Below are 18,793 nucleotides of genomic sequence, written 5' to 3' on the forward strand. Positions count from 1 at the left end.
GTGAGGGCTTTGACAAGCTCAGCCCGAACGGAGGAGGTTGTTGTGGAAGGTGGTGTCCGTTCGCCCTGAGCCTGTCGAAGGGCTCGCAGGCACGGTGGTTTTTCAGCGCTGTCCGATGGCGAGTTGGTCGAGCAGGTGCGAGAAGGCGTTGACGCACAACTCCATGTCGTCGCTGGTGGTGGACTCCAGCGGGTTGTGGCTGATGCCGCTGTTGAGGCCACGCACGAAGAGCATGGCCTGCGGCATCACCTCGTGCAGCTTCATGGCATCGTGGCCGGCGCCGCTGGGCATGCGGTGCAGCGGCACGCCCAGGGCGTTCACCGCTTGTTCCCAGCGGACCTGCCAGGCGGGTGCGCTGGGCGCGGCGGCTGCGCGCATCGTTTCTTCAAGGCTGAGGCCGATCCCCCGGCGCTCGCAGATGGCGCGCAGCTGCGCCAGGATGTCGCGCTCCAGCGCATCGCGCTGCGCGTTGCTGGGCGCGCGCAAATCCAGCGAAAAGCGGCAGCGCCCGGGCACCACGTTGATCGAGCCGCCAGGCACTTGCAGCATGCCGATGGTGGCGACCGAGTCACCGTCGGCGGTGGCGCGTTGCTCGGCGTAGAGCGCGAGCTCGGCCACCGCGCTGGCCGCGTCACGCCTTCGGTTCATGGGGGTGGTGCCGGCGTGGCTGGCCATGCCGATGGTTTCACACAGGTAACGCACGCTGGCGTTGATGGAGGTGACCACGCCCAGCGGCAGGTCCATCTCGTTGAGCACCGGGCCCTGTTCGATGTGCACCTCGACGAAGCCGAGGTACCTGGAAGGATCACGCTTGAGCGCCTTGATGGCCTCCAGCGTGGCCGGCAGGCCGGCGTGCTGCATGGCTGCGCGCATGGTCACACCGTCCGCGTCTTGCTGGTCGAGCCAGGCCGGGTTGAAGTGGCCGGTGAGCGCGCCCGAGCCGAGAAAGGTGGCCTTGTAGCGCTGGCCTTCTTCTTCGGCAAAGCCCACCACCTCGATGGCGAACGGCAGGCGTCTGCCAGCCGCATGGAGCTGCTTCACACAGGCCATGGGCACGAAGATGCCCAGGCGCCCGTCGTACTTGCCGCCGTTGCGCACGGTGTCGAAGTGGCTTCCTGTGAGCAGGGCGGGTGCATCGGCGGCGCTGCCGTGGTAGCGCCCCACCACGTTGCCCACCGCATCGATCGTCACCTCGTCAAACCCGCACTCCCGCATGCGCATCACCAGGTCGGCGGCGCAGGCGCGGTGCGCATCGGTGAGGTACGTCACGGTGAGCTCGCCGCGCTCGGCGAACTCGGGGTCGCTGTGGCGGGCCAGGTTCTCGTGCCAGTCCCACACGGCGTTGCCGAGCGCTGGCTCGAAGCCGAACTTGTCGTTGAGCCGGATCTCGGCGATGCGGTGGATGTGGCGCAGGCACTCGGCGCGCTCGAAGTCCACCGGGTTGCCCAGGCGGCGCTCAAACGTGGCGATGATCTCGCGCTTGGCCAGGCCGGTGCCGCGCGGGCCGCGCACGGCCAGGATGAAGGGAAAACCGAACTTCGCGTTGTACTGCGCGTTGAGCTGCTGGATGTGCGCGAACTCCTCGGGCGTGCAGTTCGTGAGGCCGGCTCTGGTCTGCTCGTTGGTGGACTCTGCGGTGAGCGACTGGCTCACCATGGCCTTGCCGGCGAGTTCGGGGTGGGCGCGGATGAGGGCCAGCTGCGCGTCCACGCTGGCCTGGGCCAGCACGGTCACCATCGCGTGTTTGAGCGCAGCCAGCGAGGCAAAAGGTCGTTGCGCCAGCGCCTGCTCGGCGATCCACGGCGAGTGTTCGTACAGGCCGTCGAGCAGGTTCAGCGCATCGGCTGGCGGGGCGCTGTTGAGATGTTGCAGGTTGAGTGTCATGGGTCAGATGGGTGCCGGGTGGTGTTGCCGCCAGTGGCGGGCAATGTCGATGCGCCGCGCCACCCACACATGGTCGTGCTGCGCGATGTGATCCAGGAAGCGCTGCAGCGCTGCCATGCGCCCGGGCTTGCCGAGCAGCCGGCAGTGCATGCCGATGCTCATCATCTTGGGGCAGTCCAGGCCAGCGGGGTCGCCCTCTTTGTAGAGAACATCGAAGCTGTCCTTGAGGTACTGGAAGAACGGGTCGGCGTGCGAGAAGCCCTGAGGCAGCGCGAAGCGCATGTCGTTGCAGTCCAGCGTGTAGGGCACGACGAGCTGGTGGGTGTTGCTGCCGTCGGTCTTCTTCACCTTCATCCAGAACGGCAGGTCGTCACCGTAGTAGTCGCTGTCGTATTCGAAGCCGCCAAAGTCGGCCACCAGGCGGTGCGTGTTGGGGCTGTCGCGCCCGGTGTACCAGCCCAGTGGCCGGCTGCCGGTGAGGTCCTGGATGATCTGCATGGCCTGGGCCATGTGGGCACGTTCGGTGGCCTCGTCGACGTGCTGGTAGTGGATCCACCTCAGGCCATGGCAGGCGATGTCGTGCCCGAGCTCGACAAAGGCGGCTGTCACATCGGGGCAGCGCTGCAGCGCGGTGGCCACGCCAAACACCGTGAGCGGCAGGCCGCGCTGCTCGAACTCGCGCAGCAGGCGCCACACGCCGGCGCGCGAGCCGTATTCGTAGATGCCTTCCATGCTCATGTGCCGCGCCGGGTAGGCCGCCGGGTTGAACATCTCGGAGAGGAACTGCTCGGATGCGTCGTCGCCGTGCAGCACGCTGTTTTCGCCGCCCTCTTCGAAGTTCAGCACGAACTGCACGGCGATGCGCGCACCGTTGGGCCAGCGCGCGTGCGGCGGGTTGCGGCCGTGGCCGGCCAGGTCGCGCGGGTAGGGAAGGGTGGCGTCGTAGGTCATGACAGGGCCATCGATATGTCGTTGGTGGGCAGCTTGCGGTCGAAAGTGAGGTTTTCCTCGACGTGCTGCAGGTGCTCGTTCATCAGGCGCACGGCCAGTTCTTCGTCGCGCGCGGCCAGCGCCTTCACGATGTCGGCGTGTTCGTCGTTGGAGTGTTCGGCGGCCTGGTTGCTCTGGTACATGAGCGTGATCAGCGCGCAGCGAGAGATGAGTTCGCGCAGCAGTTCGGCCAGCACCTGGTTGCCCATGAGCTCGGCCATGCGCACGTGAAAGTCACCCAGCAGCTCGGTGCGCCCGGCCACGTCTTCGTTGTTCACCGCGAGCTTTTCCTGGGCCACGTGCTCGCGCAACGCCTTGATCTTGGCGTTGGTCACGGTCTTGACGAAGGCGCGGGTCATTTCTGCTTCCAGCATGCGCCGCACCGCAAACACCTGCTGCGCTTCTTCCACCGAGGGCGCGGCCACAAAGGCGCCGCGCGCGGGCTCCAACCGGATCAGCCGGTTCTGCGAGAGCTGAAACAGCGCCTGGCGTACCAGGGTGCGCGACACCCCGAAATGGTCGGCGAGCTTTTGCTCGGCCAGTTTGGTGCCCGGGTGCAGACGGTGCTCGACGATGGCCCGGGTGAGCGATTCGACGATGTGCAGGGTGCTGGATGTTTCCATGGAATCATCATATCCAGAAAAACAAAAAGTGTATACAATTTCGGTCGACTGACCATCTTTCAAAGGACGACCATGGGCTTGAGTACACACGTTCTGGACACCATGCACGGCTGTCCCGCTGCCGGCATGCAGGTGGAACTGCACACCACGCAAGGCGACCAAGCCACGCTGGTCAAGCGCTTTGTGTTGAACCAGGACGGCCGCAACCCGGACGGGCCGCTGTACGACAACGCTAGCCTGAAGGTGGGTACCTACCGGCTGGTGTTCGACGTGAAGGGCTACTTTGCGGCCAGGGGCGTGACACTGCCCGAGCCGAATTTCCTCAACCGCGTTTCACTGGATTTCGGCGTGGCGCACACCGACCAGCACTACCACGTGCCGCTGCTGGTGAGCCCGTGGAGCTATTCGACGTATCGGGGGAGTTGACGTTGCACCTCCCTCGCAGGAGAGCGTGCCTGAACCCAGAACGCGGCGGAACTGGCTTCGCCAGGCCGCACCGCGTTGCCCCCTTGAGGGGGTGACGCCGCAGGCGGCGCGGGGGTGTTACTTGCTGCGCTGGCCTTCGGTCAGCGTGTCGAGCTGGAAGTTGCCGCTCTTGTCCCACAGCCAGATATCGGTGTAGGTCACGCCACCCATGCGCACCGGCGCCGGGAAGGGTGCGGCATCTCGCACGGTGCGCTCGATCTCGCGCATCACATCGGGCACATGGCTGGGTGCGCGCATCCAGTTCACGTTGCGCACATTGCCGCGGCTGTCCACGTCCACCTGCAACACGCCCACCGCGTGCATGAGCGGTGGCAGCTGGCCCTTGTAGATGCGGGCGCTGTTGCGCTCGTAAATGTGCCGCGCACCGTCCTTGCGGTATTCCAGTGGCGAGCCCGCCTGCGAGATGAGACTGGGTGCAGGCAGGGCGCTCACGGGTGGAGGTGCGGGTGCCGGCACCACGGCGATGGGTGGCGCGGGCACAGCGGGTGGGGGCACAGGGGTGGAGCATGAGGCCAGCAACGCGGCGCTCGCCACGCCGATCCAGGCCCACAAGCCACGATCGACCGGGTCGCGCGCGGCGGTTGCATCTGAGCGGGGTGCGGGTTCGATGTCTCTCATGGGGCAAACCTGTTTGATCTGTCTGGAACCCGGTGTGGCCAAGCGGGCGCATACGAACGGGTGGATGGGCTGTATTGTGGATCGACTGCGACGTTTCGCACAGTACGTTCGATACTGACGTGCCTGCTTTGCCCTTACTTCTGCATACACATTTTTTGACCCCGACGCCACACATGGCCAGCGAACTTGAAACCTTTCTGCTGAATCTGGCGCACCTTCCGGCTGTGCTCGTCACCGTTGAGGAAACACGGGGCTCCGTTCCTCGCGAGGCGGGTGCGTGGATGGCGGTCTTCGCAGACGCGACACGCGGCGAAGTGGGCACGATCGGCGGCGGGCACCTTGAGTGGAAAGCCACACAGCAGGCCCGCGAAGCTCTGGCGCGCTGGGCTGCACATCCCCACGCGGCTCCCCCGGCCTGGCGGGAGCGGGTCACGCTCGGGCCCAGCCTGGGCCAATGTTGTGGTGGTTCTTTGGTGTTGCGCTTCGAGCCGGTGAGTGCATCGCACGGCGATGGGCTGCGCACCCGTCTGCGGTCCGCGCACACGCCGCTGGCGCTGTTCGGTGGCGGCCATGTCGGGCGGGCCATCGTGCGGGCGCTGGAGCCGCTGCCTTTCGACGTGCACTGGATCGACAGCCGCGATGGCGTGTTTCCCGAGTACCTGCCGGCGCCTGTGATCACCGAACATTCCGACCCTGTGCATGCCGCCGTGCGCGATGTGCCGGCAGGGTCCTGCGTGCTGATCATGAGCTTCTCGCACGCCGAAGACCTGGACGTGGTGGCCACCTGCCTGCTGCGCCAGCGGGCGCGCAACGACCTGGCTTTCATCGGTCTGATTGGCAGCCGCACCAAGTGGGCGACCTTTGGTCATCGGTTGATCGAGCGTGGTTTCTCGGCCGAGGAGCTGGGCCGCGTGACCTGCCCGATCGGCCTGCCGGGCATTGAAAGCAAGGTGCCGGCGGTGATCGCCGCGTCGGTCGTGGCGCAGTTGTTGCTAGTCGTGGGTGGCAATGCAGCCACCCCGAAAACAGCTTGATTGTCTTCAAGAGTTGTATACACTTTGCCAACTTGGTCGCAGCGGAGCAGGTGGGTGCAAGCCCACCCAATCGCGGCCCTCAGTCGGCTCAGAGCGCCCGCGGTGGTGAGTCGCAACCCTTGACGTTGCCTTGAGGTGCCATGGAAACCTACCTGCTTGATTGGGCCAACTTGCTGCTGCGCTGGCTGCACGTGATCGTGGCCATTGCCTGGATCGGTTCATCTTTTTACTTCGTTTTTCTGGACAGCAGCCTCACGCCGCCCGAGGACGAACAGCTGAAGAAGGACGGTGTCAGCGGTGAACTCTGGGCCGTGCACGGCGGTGGCTTCTACCACCCGGTGAAGTTCGCTGTGTCGCCGCCCAAGCTGCCGGAGCACCTGCACTGGTTCTACTGGGAGAGTTACTCCACCTGGCTCTCGGGCTTTGCGCTGTTCCTCATCTCGTATCTCTGGAGTCCCAGCGTCTACCTGATTGATCCCAACGTGTTTGTCTGGAGTCCGGGCGCTGCCATCGCCGGTGCGCTGGCCTTTCTGGTGGTGTTCTGGCTGCTGTACGACGCGATCTGCCGCACGCTCGGGCAAAGCGACAACGGTGACGCCAAGGTGGGCGCGCTGGTGTTGGTGCTGGTGTGCGTGGCGGCCTGGCTGGCCACGCAGCTGTTCGCCGGGCGCGCGGCCTTTTTGCTGATGGGCGCGATGATCGCCACCGCCATGAGCGCCAACGTGTTCTTCTGGATCATCCCGGGCCAGCGCACCGTGGTGGCCGACCTCAAGGCGGGCCGGCCGGTCGACCCGATCCACGGCAAGCGTGGCAAGCAGCGCAGCGTGCACAACACCTACTTCACATTGCCGGTGTTGTTCGCGATGCTGAGCAACCACTACAGCTTCACTTACACGCACCCGCAGAACTGGCTGATCTTGATCGGCATGATGTTCGCGGGCGCGGCGATCCGCCAGTTCTTCGTCATGCGCCACGGCTTCAAGCTGGGCCGCAATCCGCATCCCTGGCCCTATGCGGCAGCGGGTGTGGTGGTGCTGGTCGCGCTCATCGTGTGGCTCAAGCCTGCGCCGGTGCAGGTGGTGGCGGTGCCCGACACCGTGACTTACGCGCTGCTCAAGCCGGTGATCGAGCAGCGCTGCGTCATGTGCCATGGCGAAGCCCTGCAGTCCAAGAACGTGCGGCTCGATTCAGCCGAGTCGGTGAAGCAGCACGCGCAGGCGATCCACCAGCAGGTGGTGGTGACGCGCATCATGCCGATGAACAACGCCACGGGCATCACCGAGGCGGAGCGCGCGCTGGTGGGTCAGTGGTTCAAGGGTGGCGCCAAGGTCGATTGAGCGTTCAGGACGGCGCACTGGCGAGCCGGCCAGTGCAGGTGCCCAGCACCCGAGAGGCCTGTGTGGCATCCTCTCCGCGCCAGGCGACCATCTGGTCAGGCCGTATCAGCGCGAGCGGCGCCTCGTACAGCGCCAGCAGTTCCGGTGCGGCGTGGCGCACCACCCGCAGGTCCAGCCCCGCCCGCAGGGCCTCTTGCTCGAAGGCGAACGTGTCGGGTGCGTCTGGCCCCAGCGCCAGCAAGGTCCATTCGAAGTGGAACGTGTCGTAGAGCGATCGCCCGTCTTCCAGCCATGCGTGTGGTGGGCGTCCGCCCGGGCAGGCCGTGGCCACGTACTCGTTGGGCTTGTCCACTGGCGGTATTGATCCATCGGGGACGATGATGGGCGACCCGTCGTAGCGACCACCGAAGGTCACGCCTGGAATGTTGAATTCCAGCCGCACGTGCGCGTTGAGGTGCACTGCGGCGGCCTGGCGGGCCATTTCACCGCCAGCTGTGTCCTGTTCGAGTTCTGGCGTGACCTGGAACAGACCGATGGAGTCGGCAAAGTGTCGGGCGTAGCCGGTGTTGCGCTGCGCCAGCGGCTTGCGCTCGGTTTCGTAGGTGTCGAGCAGCGATGCGGGCGCGCGCCCTTGCAGGACATGGGCCAGCTTCCAGCCCAGGTTGACGGCGTCTTCCACCGCCGTGTTGTAGCCCAGGCCTCCGGTCGGCGTGAACAGATGCGCCGCGTCGCCGCCGAGGAAGACCCGGCCGTGCTGGAATTTCTCCGCGACCAGCGCATGCCCAGCCGTCCACGTGAGCATGGACAACACGTCGATGGGAAGCTCGCATCCCATGGCCTGCGAGAAGATGCGCCGGGCATCGTCCTCGGTCCAGGCGTCGGCGTCTTCGCCCTCGTGAATGGCGGCGTGGAAGGCGAATTCGCTCTGACCATCAACGGAGGCCATGAAGGCGCGTCGCTGCGAATTCACGGACACGTACATCCAGGCCTTGTCATGGGGCAGCGCGTCATAGAACGTGGGCGCACGGCAGTACACGGCGAACATCTTCCCGCCCATGAAATCGCGCTTGAAGCCGGTGGTGCCGCCATACCCGATGCCGAGTTGTTGGCGCACCGTGCTGCGGGCGCCGTCGACGCCGATGAGGTAACTCGCCGTCACCGTGCAGGAGGCTGCGCCATCCACCGAGGTGATGTGCGCCTCCACCTCGTGACCTTTGTCGGTGAACTCGAGAAGTTTCCAGCCGTGCCTGATGCCGATGCCGGGCCAGCGGTTGGCGTGGCGCAGCAGGGTCGCCTCGACGAACTTCTGCGACACGCGGTGGGGCAGCTCCGCCGCGCTCCACGAGCCGCTCAGGCCCTTGATGGTTGTTGCGGCATTTCGGGCTGTCGGCAAGCGAAGCCTCGCCAGTTCGTGTTGGCTGAACCGCGTGAAGTAGGCGATGTCGGTTGGGTGATCGGCTGGCAGACCTTGTTCCCGGATCTCGGCCGCAAAGCCATGCCGGCGGAAATGCTCCATGGTGCGAGCCTGTGTCGCGTTGGCCTGCGGGTTGAAGGCGGTTCCAGGCTTGGGCTCCACCAGCAGTGTGCGCACGCCGCGTCGCCCGAGCTCGTTGGCCAGCATGAGGCCGCAGGGCCCGCCGCCCACAATGAGCACGTCGGTCCGGACTTTCTCGCCCGGCTCATCCGCCGCGCTCATCGATAATTGACCAGCCATGTCGGTTATTTGCTTAGGTTGCCTAAATACTTTGAGTGTACCGAAAAACAAGACAGCGTCCAGACCTCGCCGTGCGACAGACGCCTGGCGCATGCACAACGCAGGTCGTGTTCTGGGCAATGCGCTGACGCGCTTCGAGGCCCGGGTGCTGGCGTTGATGGCCCAGTCGGGTCATGCCCAGACGCGGCTGCCCCACATCAACCTCACCCGCCACCTCGACCTGGAGGGCACCCGCATCACCGTGCTGGCCCAGCGCGCGAACATGACGAACGCGGCCATGACCGAGCTGATCGACCAGTGCGAGGGCCTCGGGCTGGTGGTTCGGCTCGCCGATCCGTCAGACCGGCGGGTGCGCATCGTGAGCTTCACCGATGCGGGCCGGCTGTGGCTGGCCGCGTTTGCCAGGGCTTTGAAGAAAGCCGAGCGGGAGCTTTTTGAGGAGATCGGTGAAGACGCTGCAGCAACGCTGCTCAACGCGCTGGCAGGGTATGCGGGCGTGGTGGAATCCCTCGGTGCGCAGGACGGCACGAACTGATCTGCGGTACCCTCGACGCCGATCGAATCAATCCACCGAAAACACCATGAAAACGCAAGCCGCCGTCGCCTGGAAAGCAGGCCAGCCCCTCACCATTGAAACTGTCGATCTCGAGGGCCCGAAGTTCGGCGAAGTGCTGGTGGAAATCAAGGCCACTGGCATCTGCCACACCGACTACTACACGCTCTCGGGCGCCGACCCCGAAGGCATCTTTCCCGCCATCCTGGGCCATGAAGGCGCGGGCATCGTGGTGGACGTCGGCCCTGGCGTGACCTCGCTCAAGAAGGGCGACCACGTCATCCCGCTCTACACGCCTGAGTGCCGCCAGTGCAAGTTCTGCCTGAGCCGCAAGACCAATTTGTGCCAGCTGATCCGCGGCACGCAAGGCAAGGGTCTGATGCCCGACGCCACCAGCCGCTTCAGCCTGGATGGTCAGCCCATCTTTCATTACATGGGCACCAGCACCTTCAGCAACTACACCGTGGCGCCTGAAATTTCGCTGGCCAAGATCCGCGAAGACGCACCGTTTGACAAGGTCTGCTACATCGGCTGTGGTGTCACCACCGGCATCGGCGCGGTGATCTTCTCGGCCAAGGTCGAGGCAGGCGCCAACGTGGTCGTGTTCGGCCTGGGCGGCATCGGCCTGAACGTGATCCAGGGCGCGAAGATGGTGGGTGCCGACAAGATCATCGGTGTCGACCTCAACCCCGCGCGTGAAGCCATGGCGCGCAAGTTCGGCATGACGCACTTCATCAATCCGAAAGAAGTGCCGAATGTGGTGGACGCCATCGTCCAGCTCACCGACGGCGGCGCCGACTACAGCTTCGAGTGCATCGGCAACACCAAGGTGATGCGCGACGCACTGGAGTGCACGCACAAGGGCTGGGGCCGCAGCATCATCATCGGCGTGGCCGAGGCGGGTGCCGAGATCAGCACGCGCCCGTTCCAGCTGGTCACCGGTCGCAAGTGGGAAGGCTCGGCCTTCGGCGGCGCGCGTGGCCGCACCGATGTGCCCAAGATCGTGGACTGGTACATGGAAGGCAAGATCAACATCGACGACCTCATCACCCACAAGCTCAAGCTGGCCGACATCAACGAGGGCTTTGCGCTGATGAAGCGCGGCGAATCGATCCGAGCGGTCGTGGAGTTCTGATGGCGGTGGAGACGCTCAGCGAGCACCGCTGCTTCGGCGGCGTGCAGGGCTTTTACCGCCACGCATCCACAGAGGTCGGGCTGCCGATGAAGTTCGGCGTGTTCGTGCCGCCGCAAGCGGCTCTTGGGCCGGTGCCGGTGCTGTTTTTCCTGGCGGGACTGACGTGCACCGAGGAGACGTTTGCCATCAAGGCCGGTGCCCAACGCGTGGCGGCCGAACTCGGTTTGATGATCGTCACGCCCGACACCAGCCCGCGCGACACCGGCATCGAAGGCGCGAACGCCGCATGGGATTTCGGCCATGGTGCCGGCTTCTACCTCGACGCCACAGAGGCACCCTGGGCCAAGCACTTCCGCATGGAAAGCTGGATCACCCGGGAGCTGCGTGCGCTGGTGTTGACGAGCTTTGCGGCGCGGCCTGATCGCGTGGGCATCTTCGGCCATTCCATGGGTGGCCACGGCGCGTTCACGCTGGCGCTGCGCCACCCGGAGCTCTATCAGAGTGTGTCGGCCTTCGCACCGATCGCAGCACCGAGCCAGTGCCCCTGGGGTGAGAAGGCGTTCACGGGGTACCTGGGCGCGGACCACGCGGCCTGGGCCGCTCACGACGCCACCGAGCTGTTGAAGGCCGGTGGCAAGCTGCCTCCGTTGCTGATCGACCAGGGTCTGGCCGACAACTTCCTCGTGTCGCAGTTGCATCCGCACCTGTTCGAAGCCGCTTGCCAGCAAGCCGGCCAGCCGCTCACGTTGCGCCGCCACACTGGCTACGACCATGGCTACTACTTCATCAACAGCTTCATCGACGACCACCTGCGCCACCACGCGCAGGCACTGGCGAATCACTGAACCATGCACGCGCGCCAATACGACCTCATTGCCTTCGACTGGGATGGAACCCTGTTTGATTCCACGGCGCTCATCGCCCGCTGCATCCAGCTGGCGGTGACCGACGTGGGAGGGGCAACGCCCACCACCCAGGCCGCCAGCTACGTGATCGGCATGGGGCTGATGCAGGCCCTGGCCCACGCCGCGCCCGACGTGCCTCCCGAGAAATACCCGCAGCTGGGCGAGCGCTACCGCCATCACTACACGACGCGCCAACACGACCTGAGCCTGTTCGATGGTGTTTTGCCTCTGCTGGCCGAGCTCAAGGGCCGCCAGCACTGGCTGACCGTGGCCACTGGCAAGAGCCGCCGCGGGCTCGACGAGGTGCTGCAGACGGTGGAGCTGGCCGGCCTGTTCGACGGCTCGCGCACCGCCGATGAAACCGCGGGCAAGCCCCACCCGCTGATGCTGCTTGAGCTGATGCGCGAGTTCGGTGTGGCGCCCGAGCGCACGCTCATGATCGGCGACACCACGCACGACCTGCAGATGGCTCTGAACGCGGGCTGTGCGAGCGTGGGTGTGAGCTACGGCGCGCACGAGCCCGACGCCTTCCACGAACTCAAGCCCCTGCACGTGGCGCATTCGGTGCGCGAACTGCACGACTGGCTCACCGAACACGCCTGAGTCCACCATGACATCGCAGCCCCTTGATCCGATCCACCCGCTGTGCAACAGCCGCGATCTGGTCGACGGGGGGAGGGCGGTCTCGTTTGATGTGAACTACGCGGGCCAGACCTGCCGCGCGTTTGCGGTGCGTTTCCAGGGCCAGCCGCACGCTTACCTGAACCGCTGTGCGCATGTGGCGATGGAACTCGACTGGCAGCCCGACCGCTTTTTCGACGACACGGGCCGCTGGCTGATGTGTGCCACGCACGGAGCGGTGTACGAACCCTCCACTGGCGAATGCCGGGGCGGACCGTGCCGCGGCGGACTGTTCAAGATCGAACTGCTGGAGCTCGATGGGGTGATTCACTGGCGGTCACAATACCACCTCAAACCCGTTGAATTCTGAGAACACACGCACCATGAACGACGACAACCTGGGCGCGACCACGCCCGCCGGCAACGACCGCAACAATGGCGGGGCCTGGGAGCGTGCCACGCTGGAGAAGCTGGTGTTCGCCACCATCCGCGAGCAGCAGGCGGCGCGCCGCTGGAAGATGTTCACCCGCTTCATGTGGCTGGCTATCCTGGGTGCGTTGGTCTGGTTTGTCTACACCAGCGACAGCGTTTCGTCGGCCACCAGCACGCCGCACACAGCCGTGGTGGAAATCAAGGGCGAGATCGCATCCGGCGCCGAAGCCAGTGCCGAGAACGTGGTGGCCGCGTTGCGCTCGGCCTTTGACGACGAGGGCGCCCAGGCGGTGGTGCTGCTGATCAACTCTCCCGGCGGCAGCCCGGTGCAGGCCGGCATCATCAACGACGAGATCACGCGCCTCAAGGGTTTGCACGAGAAGAAGGTCTATGCGGTGGTTGAGGAGACCTGCGCATCGGCCGCTTACTACATCGCGGCGGCTGCCGACAACATCTATGTGGACAAGGCCAGCCTGGTCGGCAGCATCGGCGTGCTGATGGACGGCTTCGGCTTCACGGGCTTGATGGAGAAGCTGGGCATTGAGCGCCGCCTCATGACGGCGGGTGCCAACAAGGGCCTGCTTGATCCATTCAGCCCGCAGGACGAGTCGCAGCGCCAGTTCATGCAGAACTTGCTGGGCGAGATCCATACCCAGTTCATCGAGGTGGTGAAGAAGGGCCGTGGCGACCGCCTCAAGGAAACGCCCGACACCTTCAGTGGCCTGGTCTGGAACGGCCAGCAAGCCGTGACCTTGGGCCTGGCCGATGGCCTGGGCAACCTCGACTATGTAGCGCGCGAGATCGTCAAGGCCGAGGAGCTGGTGGACTACACCCGCCGGGAAAACGTGGGTCTGCGACTGGCCAAACGTTTCGGCGCGAGCGTGGGCGAGGGCATGTTCCTCGCGGCGCGCTCAGCGGGTGTTCAGCTCCGGTAACCGTTGGGGTTGGCGCTCTGCCAGCGCCACGCATCGGCGCACATGTCGTCCAGCGTATGCAGGGCCTGCCAGCCCAGCAGCCGCAGGGCCAACGCGGGGTCGGCCCAGCACTGCGCCACATCGCCCGCGCGGCGCGACGCTATTCGGTAAGGCACCGGGTTGCCGCTGGCGGCTTCAAAGGCCTTCACCACGTCCAGCACGCTGTGGCCGCGGCCGGTGCCCAGGTTCACCGTGAAGCTCTCACCGCGGCCCAGCAGCGCCTGGATGGCGGCCACGTGGCCCGCTGCCAGGTCCTGCACGTGGATGTAGTCGCGCACACCGGTGCCATCGGGCGTGGGGTAGTCGTTGCCATACACATTGAGGTGCTCACGCTGGCCCACGGCCACTTGCGCAACAAAGGGCATGAGGTTGTTGGGAATGCCGGCCGGGTCCTCGCCGATCAGCCCGCTGGGGTGCGCTCCCACCGGGTTGAAGTAGCGCAGCACGCCCACGCGCCAGGCCGGATGGGCCGTGCGCAAGGCTGAGAGCATGTCCTCGATCACCAGCTTGCTGTGCCCATACGGGTTGGTGTGGCTGCGCGGAAAGTCTTCGGTGATCGGCACAGTGGCGGGGTCCCCGTACACCGTGGCGCTGCTGGAGAACACCAGCGTGGGCGCGGCGTCCGGGTTTTGTGCGCGCACCGTTTCCATGGCGCGCAGCAGGCTCACCGCACCGCCAATGTTGTTGTGGAAATACTTGAGTGGCAACGCCACGCTCTCGCCCACCGCCTTGTCGCCCGCGAAATGCACCACGCCCGCCGGCAGGTGGCGACGCAGCACATCTTCGACCCAGGGTGTGTCCAGCACATCCCCGCGTTCCAGCGCAATGCGCTTGCCGGTGATCGTGGCCAGGCGGTCCATCACCACCGGATGGCTGTTGGCGAAGTTGTCCAGAACGACCGGGTCGAACCCAGCCGCAACCAGGGCCACGGCGGTGTGGCTGCCGATGTAACCGGCACCGCCGGTGAGCAGGATTTTCATGTCGGATTCTCAGGGTTTGGCGGCATCGGGCTGGCGGCCGTACTTGTCTTCCAGGCGAACGATGTCGTCTTCACCCAGGTAGCTTCCCGACTGCACCTCGATCATCTCCAGCGGCAGCTTGCCAGGGTTGTGCAGGCGGTGCACTTCACCGATGGGAATGTAGGTGGACTGGTTCTCGGACAGCAGATAGACCTCTTGCCCGCGCGTGACCTCGGCCGTGCCCTTGACGACGATCCAGTGTTCGGCACGGTGGTGGTGCTTCTGCAGGCTGAGGGATGCGCCGGGCTTGACGCCGATGCGCTTGACCTGGAACCGCTCGCCCATGTCGACGCTGTCGTACCAGCCCCAGGGGCGGGCGACGCGGCGGTGCATGGCGGCTTGCGGCACCTGGAGGCGGGTAAGGTGAGCCACCACGTCCTTGACCTGTTCCGCGTGGTCTCGTTGGGCCACCAGCAGCGCGTCGGGCGTATCGATGATGAGCAGATCGCGTGTGCCCAGGGCCACCACGGTGCGCCCTGGCGCGTGGATGAAGGTGTTGCTCGCGTGCAGGGTGTGGCCCTGTCCGGTGATGCGGTTGCCGTCGTCGTCGGCCGGGCTGAGTTCGGCCACCGCATTCCAGCTACCCACATCGCTCCACTGGCCCTGGAACGGCACCACGGCCACATCGGCATGGCGCTCCATGACGGCATAGTCGATGCTCTGCGAGCGACAGGCCAGGAAAGGCACGGCGTCGGGCCGCACGAAATCGATCTGGCCCACGGTGTCCTGCTTCGGGCCGGTCATGGCCTGGCGACACGATTGCAGGATGTCGTCGGCGTGTTGACCGAGTGCCGCCAGCAGCGTGCTGGCGCGGGTCAGGAAGATACCGGCATTCCACAGCACGTTGCCCTGCAGCAGCAGAGCCTGGGCGGCAGCGGGGGCGGGCTTTTCGATGAAGCGCGCCACGCGGCGGCTGCCGTCGGCTCGGGCATCGCCTTGCTCAATGTAGCCATAGGCCGTGCTGGGGAAACTGGGCACCACACCAAAGGTGACGATGGCACCAGCCTCGGCCGCCGGCACGCCCTGGCGGATGGTGTGCGCGAAAGCCTCGACATCGGGGATGTGGTGGTCGGACGGGCAGAACAGCAACAGCGGATCGGCATCTTGCGGGCTGGTGGCCAGCAGGGCAGCCAGCGCCATGGCCGCAGCCGTGTTGCGCGCGGCCGGCTCCAGCAGCACCTGGCCCGCCGACCCCTGTGATTCCATGGCATCGGCCACCAGGAAGCGGTGGTCTTCCGAGGCGACACACACGGGCGGGTTGTCGCACCAGGCCAGGCGTGCCAGCGTCAGTTGCAGCAGGCTCTGGTCGCCCACCAGCGGCACGAACTGCTTCGGGAAGCTCTGGCGGCTCAGGGGCCACAGGCGGGTGCCGGAGCCTCCGCAAAGGATGACGGGGGTGATGCTCATGCTCTGGAGTGTGTGAGGTGGGCTGTGAGAGGGGAGACCTGCCTTGAAGACCGCCGCAGTTTAGCCCTTGAATGTGTCGTCATCATGCGCCGTTACCATGTGCTATCAGCGGTCAACAACGCATTCATCAAAGACAAGCCATGACGATTCGAAAAGCTGTTTTCCCCGTGGGTGGCCTGGGCACCCGATTTCTTCCTGCCACCAAGGCCATTCCCAAGGAAATGCTGCCGGTGGTGGACAAGCCTTTGATCCAGTACGCAGTGGAGGAGGCCTACGCCGCCGGCATTCGCGAAATGATCTTCGTGACCGGGCGCCACAAGCGGGCCATCGAAGATCACTTCGACACCGCCTATGAACTGGAGATGGAGCTTGAAGCGGCCGGCAAGTCGGCGCTGCTCGAACTGGTGCATTCCATCAAGCCCGACGACATGGATTGCGTCTATGTGCGACAGCCTCGTGCTCTTGGCCTGGGTCACGCGGTGCTGTGCGCCGAGCGTCTGGTGGGTGACGAGCCGTTCGCCGTGCTGCTGGCCGATGACCTGATGATGGGTGCTCGCCAGGGCGAGGGTGGCCCGACCGTGTTGCAGCAGATGGTGCAGGCGTATGCATCGAGTCCTGGAACCGTGCTGGCCGTGCAGGACGTGCCGCGTGCAGACACCCGTCGCTACGGCGTGGTCGATGTGCATGGTGTCAGCGCTGGATTGGCCGAGGTGTTCGCCATGGTCGAGAAGCCGGCGCCCGATGTGGCGCCGTCCACCCTGGCCGTGGCCGGCCGCTATGTCCTCACGCCGGCGGTGTTCGAGAGCATCCGGCGCCAGCCGCGCGGCGCGGGGGGCGAGATTCAGCTCACCGATGGCATTGCCGCCTTGATCGGCACCGAAAAGGTCCAGGCGTTTCGCTACGACGGCAAACGCTACGACTGCGGCAGCAAGGAGGGCTTCCTGGAAGCCACGATCGATCTGGCGCTGGCCAACGTCGAGCTCGGCGCCTCGGTGCGCGCCCACCTCAAGCGCGTGATGGGCTGAGGCTTCAGCGACCGAGCAGAAACACCGCAGGCGCGTCCAGCGGCAAGCCGCTGAGCAGGCCCTGAGCGCGTTTCCAATCGCTCACCAGCGCGCTGCGGCTGACTTGGTGAGGCAGCGACATCGCGCAGCACACTGCCAGCCGGGTGTGCGGGTGCAAGTTCTGCAGCAACGCCTGCAGCAGCGCGGTGTTGCGGTAGGGCGTCTCGATCAGTATTTGCGTCTGGCCGGTCTTCAAGGCCAGGGCTTCCAGTTCGCGCACACGCTTTCCCCGTTCCGTGGCCTCTTGCGGCACATAGCCGACAAACGCAAAGTTCTGCCCGTTGAGGCCGCTGGCCGCCAGCGCCAGCATCAACGACACCGGACCCGTGAGCGGCACCACCCGCAATCCCATTGCGTGTGCAGCCCGCACCACCGCGCTGCCCGGGTCGGCGATGGCCGGCATTCCGGCTTCACTCACCAGCCCGATGTCGTGACCGTGCAAGGCAGGCGCAAGCAGCTCGCGCGCCTGAGCGTCACTGTCGGCTTGCGGTGTGTGGTCACCCTTCTTGTGTGCTGCGCGTGGCAGCTCGGTGATGTGGTGACCCTGCACCGGAGCTGCGATGCCGACGGCCACTTCAACCCGCTTCAAGAAAGCACGCGTGCTCTTGGCGTTCTCGGTGATCCAGTGGGTCAGGCCACTGGCCACCGACATCGTCTCCCGGGGCAACCAGGTTTCGACCGGTGCAGCATCCACCGCCATGCCGAAATCCAGCGGCGTGGGCACCAGGTACAGCACGCCTGTTCGGACTTGCCCGCCGCTCACGGCACGTGCACGCCAGCAGCGCGAATCATGCGACAGGTGCGGATCAATGGCAGGCCCACCAGCGCCGTCGGGTCGTCGTTGTCAATGCGCTCCAACAGCGAAATGCCGAGGCCTTCACTTTTTGCACTGCCTGCGCAGTCGTAGGGCTGCTCGGCGCGAAGGTAGCGCTCGATCTCGGCATCGCTGAGTTTGCGGAACACCACGCGCACCGAGGCAATGTCGCACTGCTCAAAACCCGTGGCCGCGCAGACCACGGCCAGCGCTGTCTGAAACACCACCGTTTCGCCGCGCAGCCGTCTGAGCTGCACCACCGCCCGCTCGTGAGTGCCTGGCTTGCCCAGTGGCTCCCCGCGCAAGTCCGCCACCTGGTCGCTGCCGATCACCACCGCTTGCGGGTGTCGATGTGCCACTTCGCGTGCTTTGGCCAGCGCCAGTCGCACCGCCAGGTCGGCCGGGTTCTCGCCCGAGCGCGGGGTTTCGTCGACATTCGGGGCCACCGCCTCGAAAGGGTGTTTCAAGCGCGACAGCAGTTCGTGCCTGTAACGGGATGTGGAGCCCAGGATGAGAGGGCGTGAGGCCGGAGGTGTGGCGCTGGGGCGGTCGGAGATCATCCCGCTATTCTCCTTGCATTCTCTTAAACTGACCGACATGAAACCCACCCCCAAGACAGCCTGGAGCCCCGATCGGCTGGACGTACGGGCTTTTGCCCAGGCCGGCGCCAGCCTGCAAGCCGACGATCCCATGACGCGTTTTGAGCGCCTTCGGGCCGAAGCCCATGCCAATGACGGTGCGCCAGAGTTGGGCAGCGTGAGCTGGCAGGCGCGGGGCGAAATGCGCCCTGGGGCCTCTGGTGGTGCCCCGGCCGTCTGGCTGCATCTGGAGGCCAGCGCCCGGGTGCCATTAACCTGTCAGCGCTGCCTGGGAGCGGTCGAGACGCCTCTGTCGGTGGACCGATGGTTCCGCTTTGTTGCCGACGAGGCCACTGCAGCTGCCGAGGACGACGATTGCGAGGAAGACCTGCTGGCGCTGGAGCCCCGCCCCAAACTCTACGATGTGCTGGAAGACGAGCTGTTGATGGAACTGCCGCTGGTCCCGTTGCACGAGGTCTGTCCGGTGCCCGTGGTCATGCATGCCTCCGATCCCTTGGTGGACCGGGAAGAGGGTGAGTCTGAGCGAAAGAATCCGTTCGCCGGGCTCGCCAAGCTCAAGAAATAGGCCCATCGGACAGCTCCGA

Annotated in this window: 20 protein-coding genes; 11 read left to right on the forward strand and 9 right to left on the reverse strand. The window is 65.6% G+C overall.

All coding sequences use genetic code 11. The features are described 5' to 3' along the window. Positions 1 to 102 precede the first annotated feature (102 nt). From uraD to F9Z44_RS06355, 3 genes are read right to left on the reverse strand one after another with little or no spacing between them, the layout of a single operon-like run. Positions 103 to 1,884 (reverse strand): 2-oxo-4-hydroxy-4-carboxy-5-ureidoimidazoline decarboxylase, encoded by a 1,782-nt coding sequence (gene uraD, locus F9Z44_RS06345; protein ID WP_159604505.1) that lies wholly within the window; start codon positions 1,882 to 1,884, stop codon positions 103 to 105. Between the two features lie 3 nt (positions 1,885 to 1,887). Further along, positions 1,888 to 2,835, reverse strand: a complete 948-nt coding sequence (gene puuE / locus F9Z44_RS06350) for an allantoinase PuuE (RefSeq protein WP_159604507.1) — start codon at positions 2,833 to 2,835, stop codon at positions 1,888 to 1,890. Next, positions 2,832 to 3,497, reverse strand: coding sequence for a GntR family transcriptional regulator (locus tag F9Z44_RS06355; protein WP_159604509.1), 666 nt, complete (start codon positions 3,495 to 3,497; stop codon positions 2,832 to 2,834). The genes puuE and F9Z44_RS06355 overlap by 4 nt, the downstream gene beginning before the upstream one ends. A gap of 72 nt (positions 3,498 to 3,569) precedes the next feature. Here F9Z44_RS06355 and uraH point away from each other — a divergent pair, with 72 nt between their 5' ends. After that, on the forward strand, positions 3,570 to 3,923 hold the full coding sequence (gene uraH, locus F9Z44_RS06360) for a hydroxyisourate hydrolase (protein ID WP_159604511.1): 354 nt from the start codon (positions 3,570 to 3,572) through the stop codon (positions 3,921 to 3,923). A 117-nt stretch (positions 3,924 to 4,040) separates the two neighbouring features. On the opposite strand, the gene F9Z44_RS06365 is transcribed toward uraH, so the two are convergent. Then, on the reverse strand, positions 4,041 to 4,601 hold the full coding sequence (locus tag F9Z44_RS06365) for an energy transducer TonB (RefSeq protein ID WP_236574277.1): 561 nt from the start codon (positions 4,599 to 4,601) through the stop codon (positions 4,041 to 4,043). Between the two features lie 173 nt (positions 4,602 to 4,774). On the opposite strand from F9Z44_RS06365, the gene xdhC reads away from it, so the two are divergent. Together xdhC and F9Z44_RS06375 are read left to right on the forward strand one after the other, a co-directional pair. Next, the gene (gene xdhC / locus F9Z44_RS06370; RefSeq protein WP_159604513.1) at positions 4,775 to 5,635 is read left to right on the forward strand and encodes a xanthine dehydrogenase accessory protein XdhC; all 861 of its coding nucleotides are present in this window, start codon (positions 4,775 to 4,777) and stop codon (positions 5,633 to 5,635) included. A 140-nt stretch (positions 5,636 to 5,775) separates the two neighbouring features. Beyond that, a complete protein-coding gene (locus F9Z44_RS06375; RefSeq protein WP_159604515.1) occupies positions 5,776 to 6,972 on the forward strand; it encodes a urate hydroxylase PuuD in 1,197 nt (398 codons plus the stop codon). Positions 6,973 to 6,976: 4 nt separating this feature from the next. On the opposite strand, the gene F9Z44_RS06380 is transcribed toward F9Z44_RS06375, so the two are convergent. Beyond that, a complete protein-coding gene (locus tag F9Z44_RS06380) occupies positions 6,977 to 8,686 on the reverse strand; it encodes an FAD-dependent oxidoreductase (RefSeq protein ID WP_236574278.1) in 1,710 nt (569 codons plus the stop codon). A gap of 91 nt (positions 8,687 to 8,777) precedes the next feature. Between F9Z44_RS06380 and F9Z44_RS06385 the strand changes: the two genes are divergently transcribed. The 6 genes from F9Z44_RS06385 to F9Z44_RS06410 are packed head-to-tail and all read left to right on the forward strand — an operon-like array spanning position 8,778 to position 13,267. Continuing rightward, positions 8,778 to 9,221 carry a MarR family winged helix-turn-helix transcriptional regulator gene (locus F9Z44_RS06385; RefSeq protein ID WP_236574279.1) on the forward strand — a complete coding sequence of 148 codons (444 nt, stop codon included), beginning with the start codon at positions 8,778 to 8,780 and terminating at the stop codon, positions 9,219 to 9,221. 46 nt (positions 9,222 to 9,267) lie between these two features. After that, positions 9,268 to 10,374, forward strand: a complete 1,107-nt coding sequence (locus F9Z44_RS06390) for an S-(hydroxymethyl)glutathione dehydrogenase/class III alcohol dehydrogenase (protein ID WP_159604519.1) — start codon at positions 9,268 to 9,270, stop codon at positions 10,372 to 10,374. After that, complete coding sequence (gene fghA, locus F9Z44_RS06395; RefSeq protein ID WP_159604521.1) at positions 10,374 to 11,219, forward strand: S-formylglutathione hydrolase; 846 nt, start codon at positions 10,374 to 10,376, stop codon at positions 11,217 to 11,219. The genes F9Z44_RS06390 and fghA overlap by 1 nt, the downstream gene beginning before the upstream one ends. 3 nt (positions 11,220 to 11,222) lie before the next feature. After that, positions 11,223 to 11,882: an HAD family hydrolase gene (locus tag F9Z44_RS06400; RefSeq protein ID WP_159604523.1), complete on the forward strand. Its 660-nt coding sequence runs from the start codon at positions 11,223 to 11,225 to the stop codon at positions 11,880 to 11,882. A 7-nt stretch (positions 11,883 to 11,889) separates the two neighbouring features. Beyond that, positions 11,890 to 12,270, forward strand: coding sequence for a Rieske (2Fe-2S) protein (locus tag F9Z44_RS06405; protein ID WP_159604525.1), 381 nt, complete (start codon positions 11,890 to 11,892; stop codon positions 12,268 to 12,270). Positions 12,271 to 12,283: 13 nt separating this feature from the next. Next, positions 12,284 to 13,267: a S49 family peptidase gene (locus F9Z44_RS06410; protein WP_159604527.1), complete on the forward strand. Its 984-nt coding sequence runs from the start codon at positions 12,284 to 12,286 to the stop codon at positions 13,265 to 13,267. On the opposite strand, the gene galE is transcribed toward F9Z44_RS06410, so the two are convergent. Both galE and F9Z44_RS06420 read right to left on the reverse strand, forming a co-directional pair. Next, positions 13,255 to 14,286 (reverse strand): UDP-glucose 4-epimerase GalE, encoded by a 1,032-nt coding sequence (gene galE, locus F9Z44_RS06415; protein ID WP_159604529.1) that lies wholly within the window; start codon positions 14,284 to 14,286, stop codon positions 13,255 to 13,257. The two genes, F9Z44_RS06410 and galE, sit on opposite strands and share 13 nt — an antisense overlap. A 9-nt stretch (positions 14,287 to 14,295) precedes the next feature. Beyond that, complete coding sequence (locus tag F9Z44_RS06420) at positions 14,296 to 15,732, reverse strand: mannose-1-phosphate guanylyltransferase/mannose-6-phosphate isomerase (protein WP_159604531.1); 1,437 nt, start codon at positions 15,730 to 15,732, stop codon at positions 14,296 to 14,298. A 140-nt stretch (positions 15,733 to 15,872) separates the two neighbouring features. Between F9Z44_RS06420 and galU the strand changes: the two genes are divergently transcribed. Further along, positions 15,873 to 16,757, forward strand: coding sequence for a UTP--glucose-1-phosphate uridylyltransferase GalU (gene galU, locus F9Z44_RS06425; protein ID WP_159604533.1), 885 nt, complete (start codon positions 15,873 to 15,875; stop codon positions 16,755 to 16,757). Positions 16,758 to 16,761: 4 nt separating this feature from the next. On the opposite strand, the gene F9Z44_RS06430 is transcribed toward galU, so the two are convergent. After that, entirely contained in the window at positions 16,762 to 17,496 is a 735-nt protein-coding gene (locus F9Z44_RS06430) for an SAM-dependent methyltransferase (protein WP_159608607.1), read from the reverse strand. A gap of 59 nt (positions 17,497 to 17,555) precedes the next feature. After that, positions 17,556 to 18,170, reverse strand: coding sequence for a Maf family nucleotide pyrophosphatase (locus tag F9Z44_RS06435; RefSeq protein WP_159604535.1), 615 nt, complete (start codon positions 18,168 to 18,170; stop codon positions 17,556 to 17,558). A 37-nt stretch (positions 18,171 to 18,207) separates the two neighbouring features. Here F9Z44_RS06435 and F9Z44_RS06440 point away from each other — a divergent pair, with 37 nt between their 5' ends. After that, the gene (locus tag F9Z44_RS06440; protein ID WP_159604537.1) at positions 18,208 to 18,774 is read left to right on the forward strand and encodes a YceD family protein; all 567 of its coding nucleotides are present in this window, start codon (positions 18,208 to 18,210) and stop codon (positions 18,772 to 18,774) included. The last annotated feature ends 19 nt before the right edge of the window (positions 18,775 to 18,793 follow it).

Origin of the sequence: Hydrogenophaga sp. PBL-H3 (genome assembly GCF_010104355.1) — a bacterium.
GTDB lineage: Bacteria > Pseudomonadota > Gammaproteobacteria > Burkholderiales > Burkholderiaceae_C > Hydrogenophaga.

Excerpts from the sequence above, each read along its gene's own strand:
- uraD (WP_159604505.1), bottom strand. The coding sequence starts at position 1,884 with ATGACACTCAACCTGCAACATCTCAACAGCGCCCCGCCAGCCGATGCG.
- puuE (WP_159604507.1), bottom strand. The coding sequence starts at position 2,835 with ATGACCTACGACGCCACCCTTCCCTACCCGCGCGACCTGGCCGGCCAC.
- F9Z44_RS06355 (WP_159604509.1), bottom strand. The coding sequence starts at position 3,497 with ATGGAAACATCCAGCACCCTGCACATCGTCGAATCGCTCACCCGGGCC.
- uraH (WP_159604511.1), top strand. The coding sequence starts at position 3,570 with ATGGGCTTGAGTACACACGTTCTGGACACCATGCACGGCTGTCCCGCT.
- F9Z44_RS06365 (WP_236574277.1), bottom strand. The coding sequence starts at position 4,601 with ATGAGAGACATCGAACCCGCACCCCGCTCAGATGCAACCGCCGCGCGC.
- xdhC (WP_159604513.1), top strand. The coding sequence starts at position 4,775 with ATGGCCAGCGAACTTGAAACCTTTCTGCTGAATCTGGCGCACCTTCCG.
- F9Z44_RS06375 (WP_159604515.1), top strand. The coding sequence starts at position 5,776 with ATGGAAACCTACCTGCTTGATTGGGCCAACTTGCTGCTGCGCTGGCTG.
- F9Z44_RS06380 (WP_236574278.1), bottom strand. The coding sequence starts at position 8,686 with ATGGCTGGTCAATTATCGATGAGCGCGGCGGATGAGCCGGGCGAGAAA.
- F9Z44_RS06385 (WP_236574279.1), top strand. The coding sequence starts at position 8,778 with ATGCACAACGCAGGTCGTGTTCTGGGCAATGCGCTGACGCGCTTCGAG.
- F9Z44_RS06390 (WP_159604519.1), top strand. The coding sequence starts at position 9,268 with ATGAAAACGCAAGCCGCCGTCGCCTGGAAAGCAGGCCAGCCCCTCACC.
- fghA (WP_159604521.1), top strand. The coding sequence starts at position 10,374 with ATGGCGGTGGAGACGCTCAGCGAGCACCGCTGCTTCGGCGGCGTGCAG.
- F9Z44_RS06400 (WP_159604523.1), top strand. The coding sequence starts at position 11,223 with ATGCACGCGCGCCAATACGACCTCATTGCCTTCGACTGGGATGGAACC.
- F9Z44_RS06405 (WP_159604525.1), top strand. The coding sequence starts at position 11,890 with ATGACATCGCAGCCCCTTGATCCGATCCACCCGCTGTGCAACAGCCGC.
- F9Z44_RS06410 (WP_159604527.1), top strand. The coding sequence starts at position 12,284 with ATGAACGACGACAACCTGGGCGCGACCACGCCCGCCGGCAACGACCGC.
- galE (WP_159604529.1), bottom strand. The coding sequence starts at position 14,286 with ATGAAAATCCTGCTCACCGGCGGTGCCGGTTACATCGGCAGCCACACC.
- F9Z44_RS06420 (WP_159604531.1), bottom strand. The coding sequence starts at position 15,732 with ATGAGCATCACCCCCGTCATCCTTTGCGGAGGCTCCGGCACCCGCCTG.
- galU (WP_159604533.1), top strand. The coding sequence starts at position 15,873 with ATGACGATTCGAAAAGCTGTTTTCCCCGTGGGTGGCCTGGGCACCCGA.
- F9Z44_RS06430 (WP_159608607.1), bottom strand. The coding sequence starts at position 17,496 with ATGGCGGTGGATGCTGCACCGGTCGAAACCTGGTTGCCCCGGGAGACG.
- F9Z44_RS06435 (WP_159604535.1), bottom strand. The coding sequence starts at position 18,170 with ATGATCTCCGACCGCCCCAGCGCCACACCTCCGGCCTCACGCCCTCTC.
- F9Z44_RS06440 (WP_159604537.1), top strand. The coding sequence starts at position 18,208 with ATGAAACCCACCCCCAAGACAGCCTGGAGCCCCGATCGGCTGGACGTA.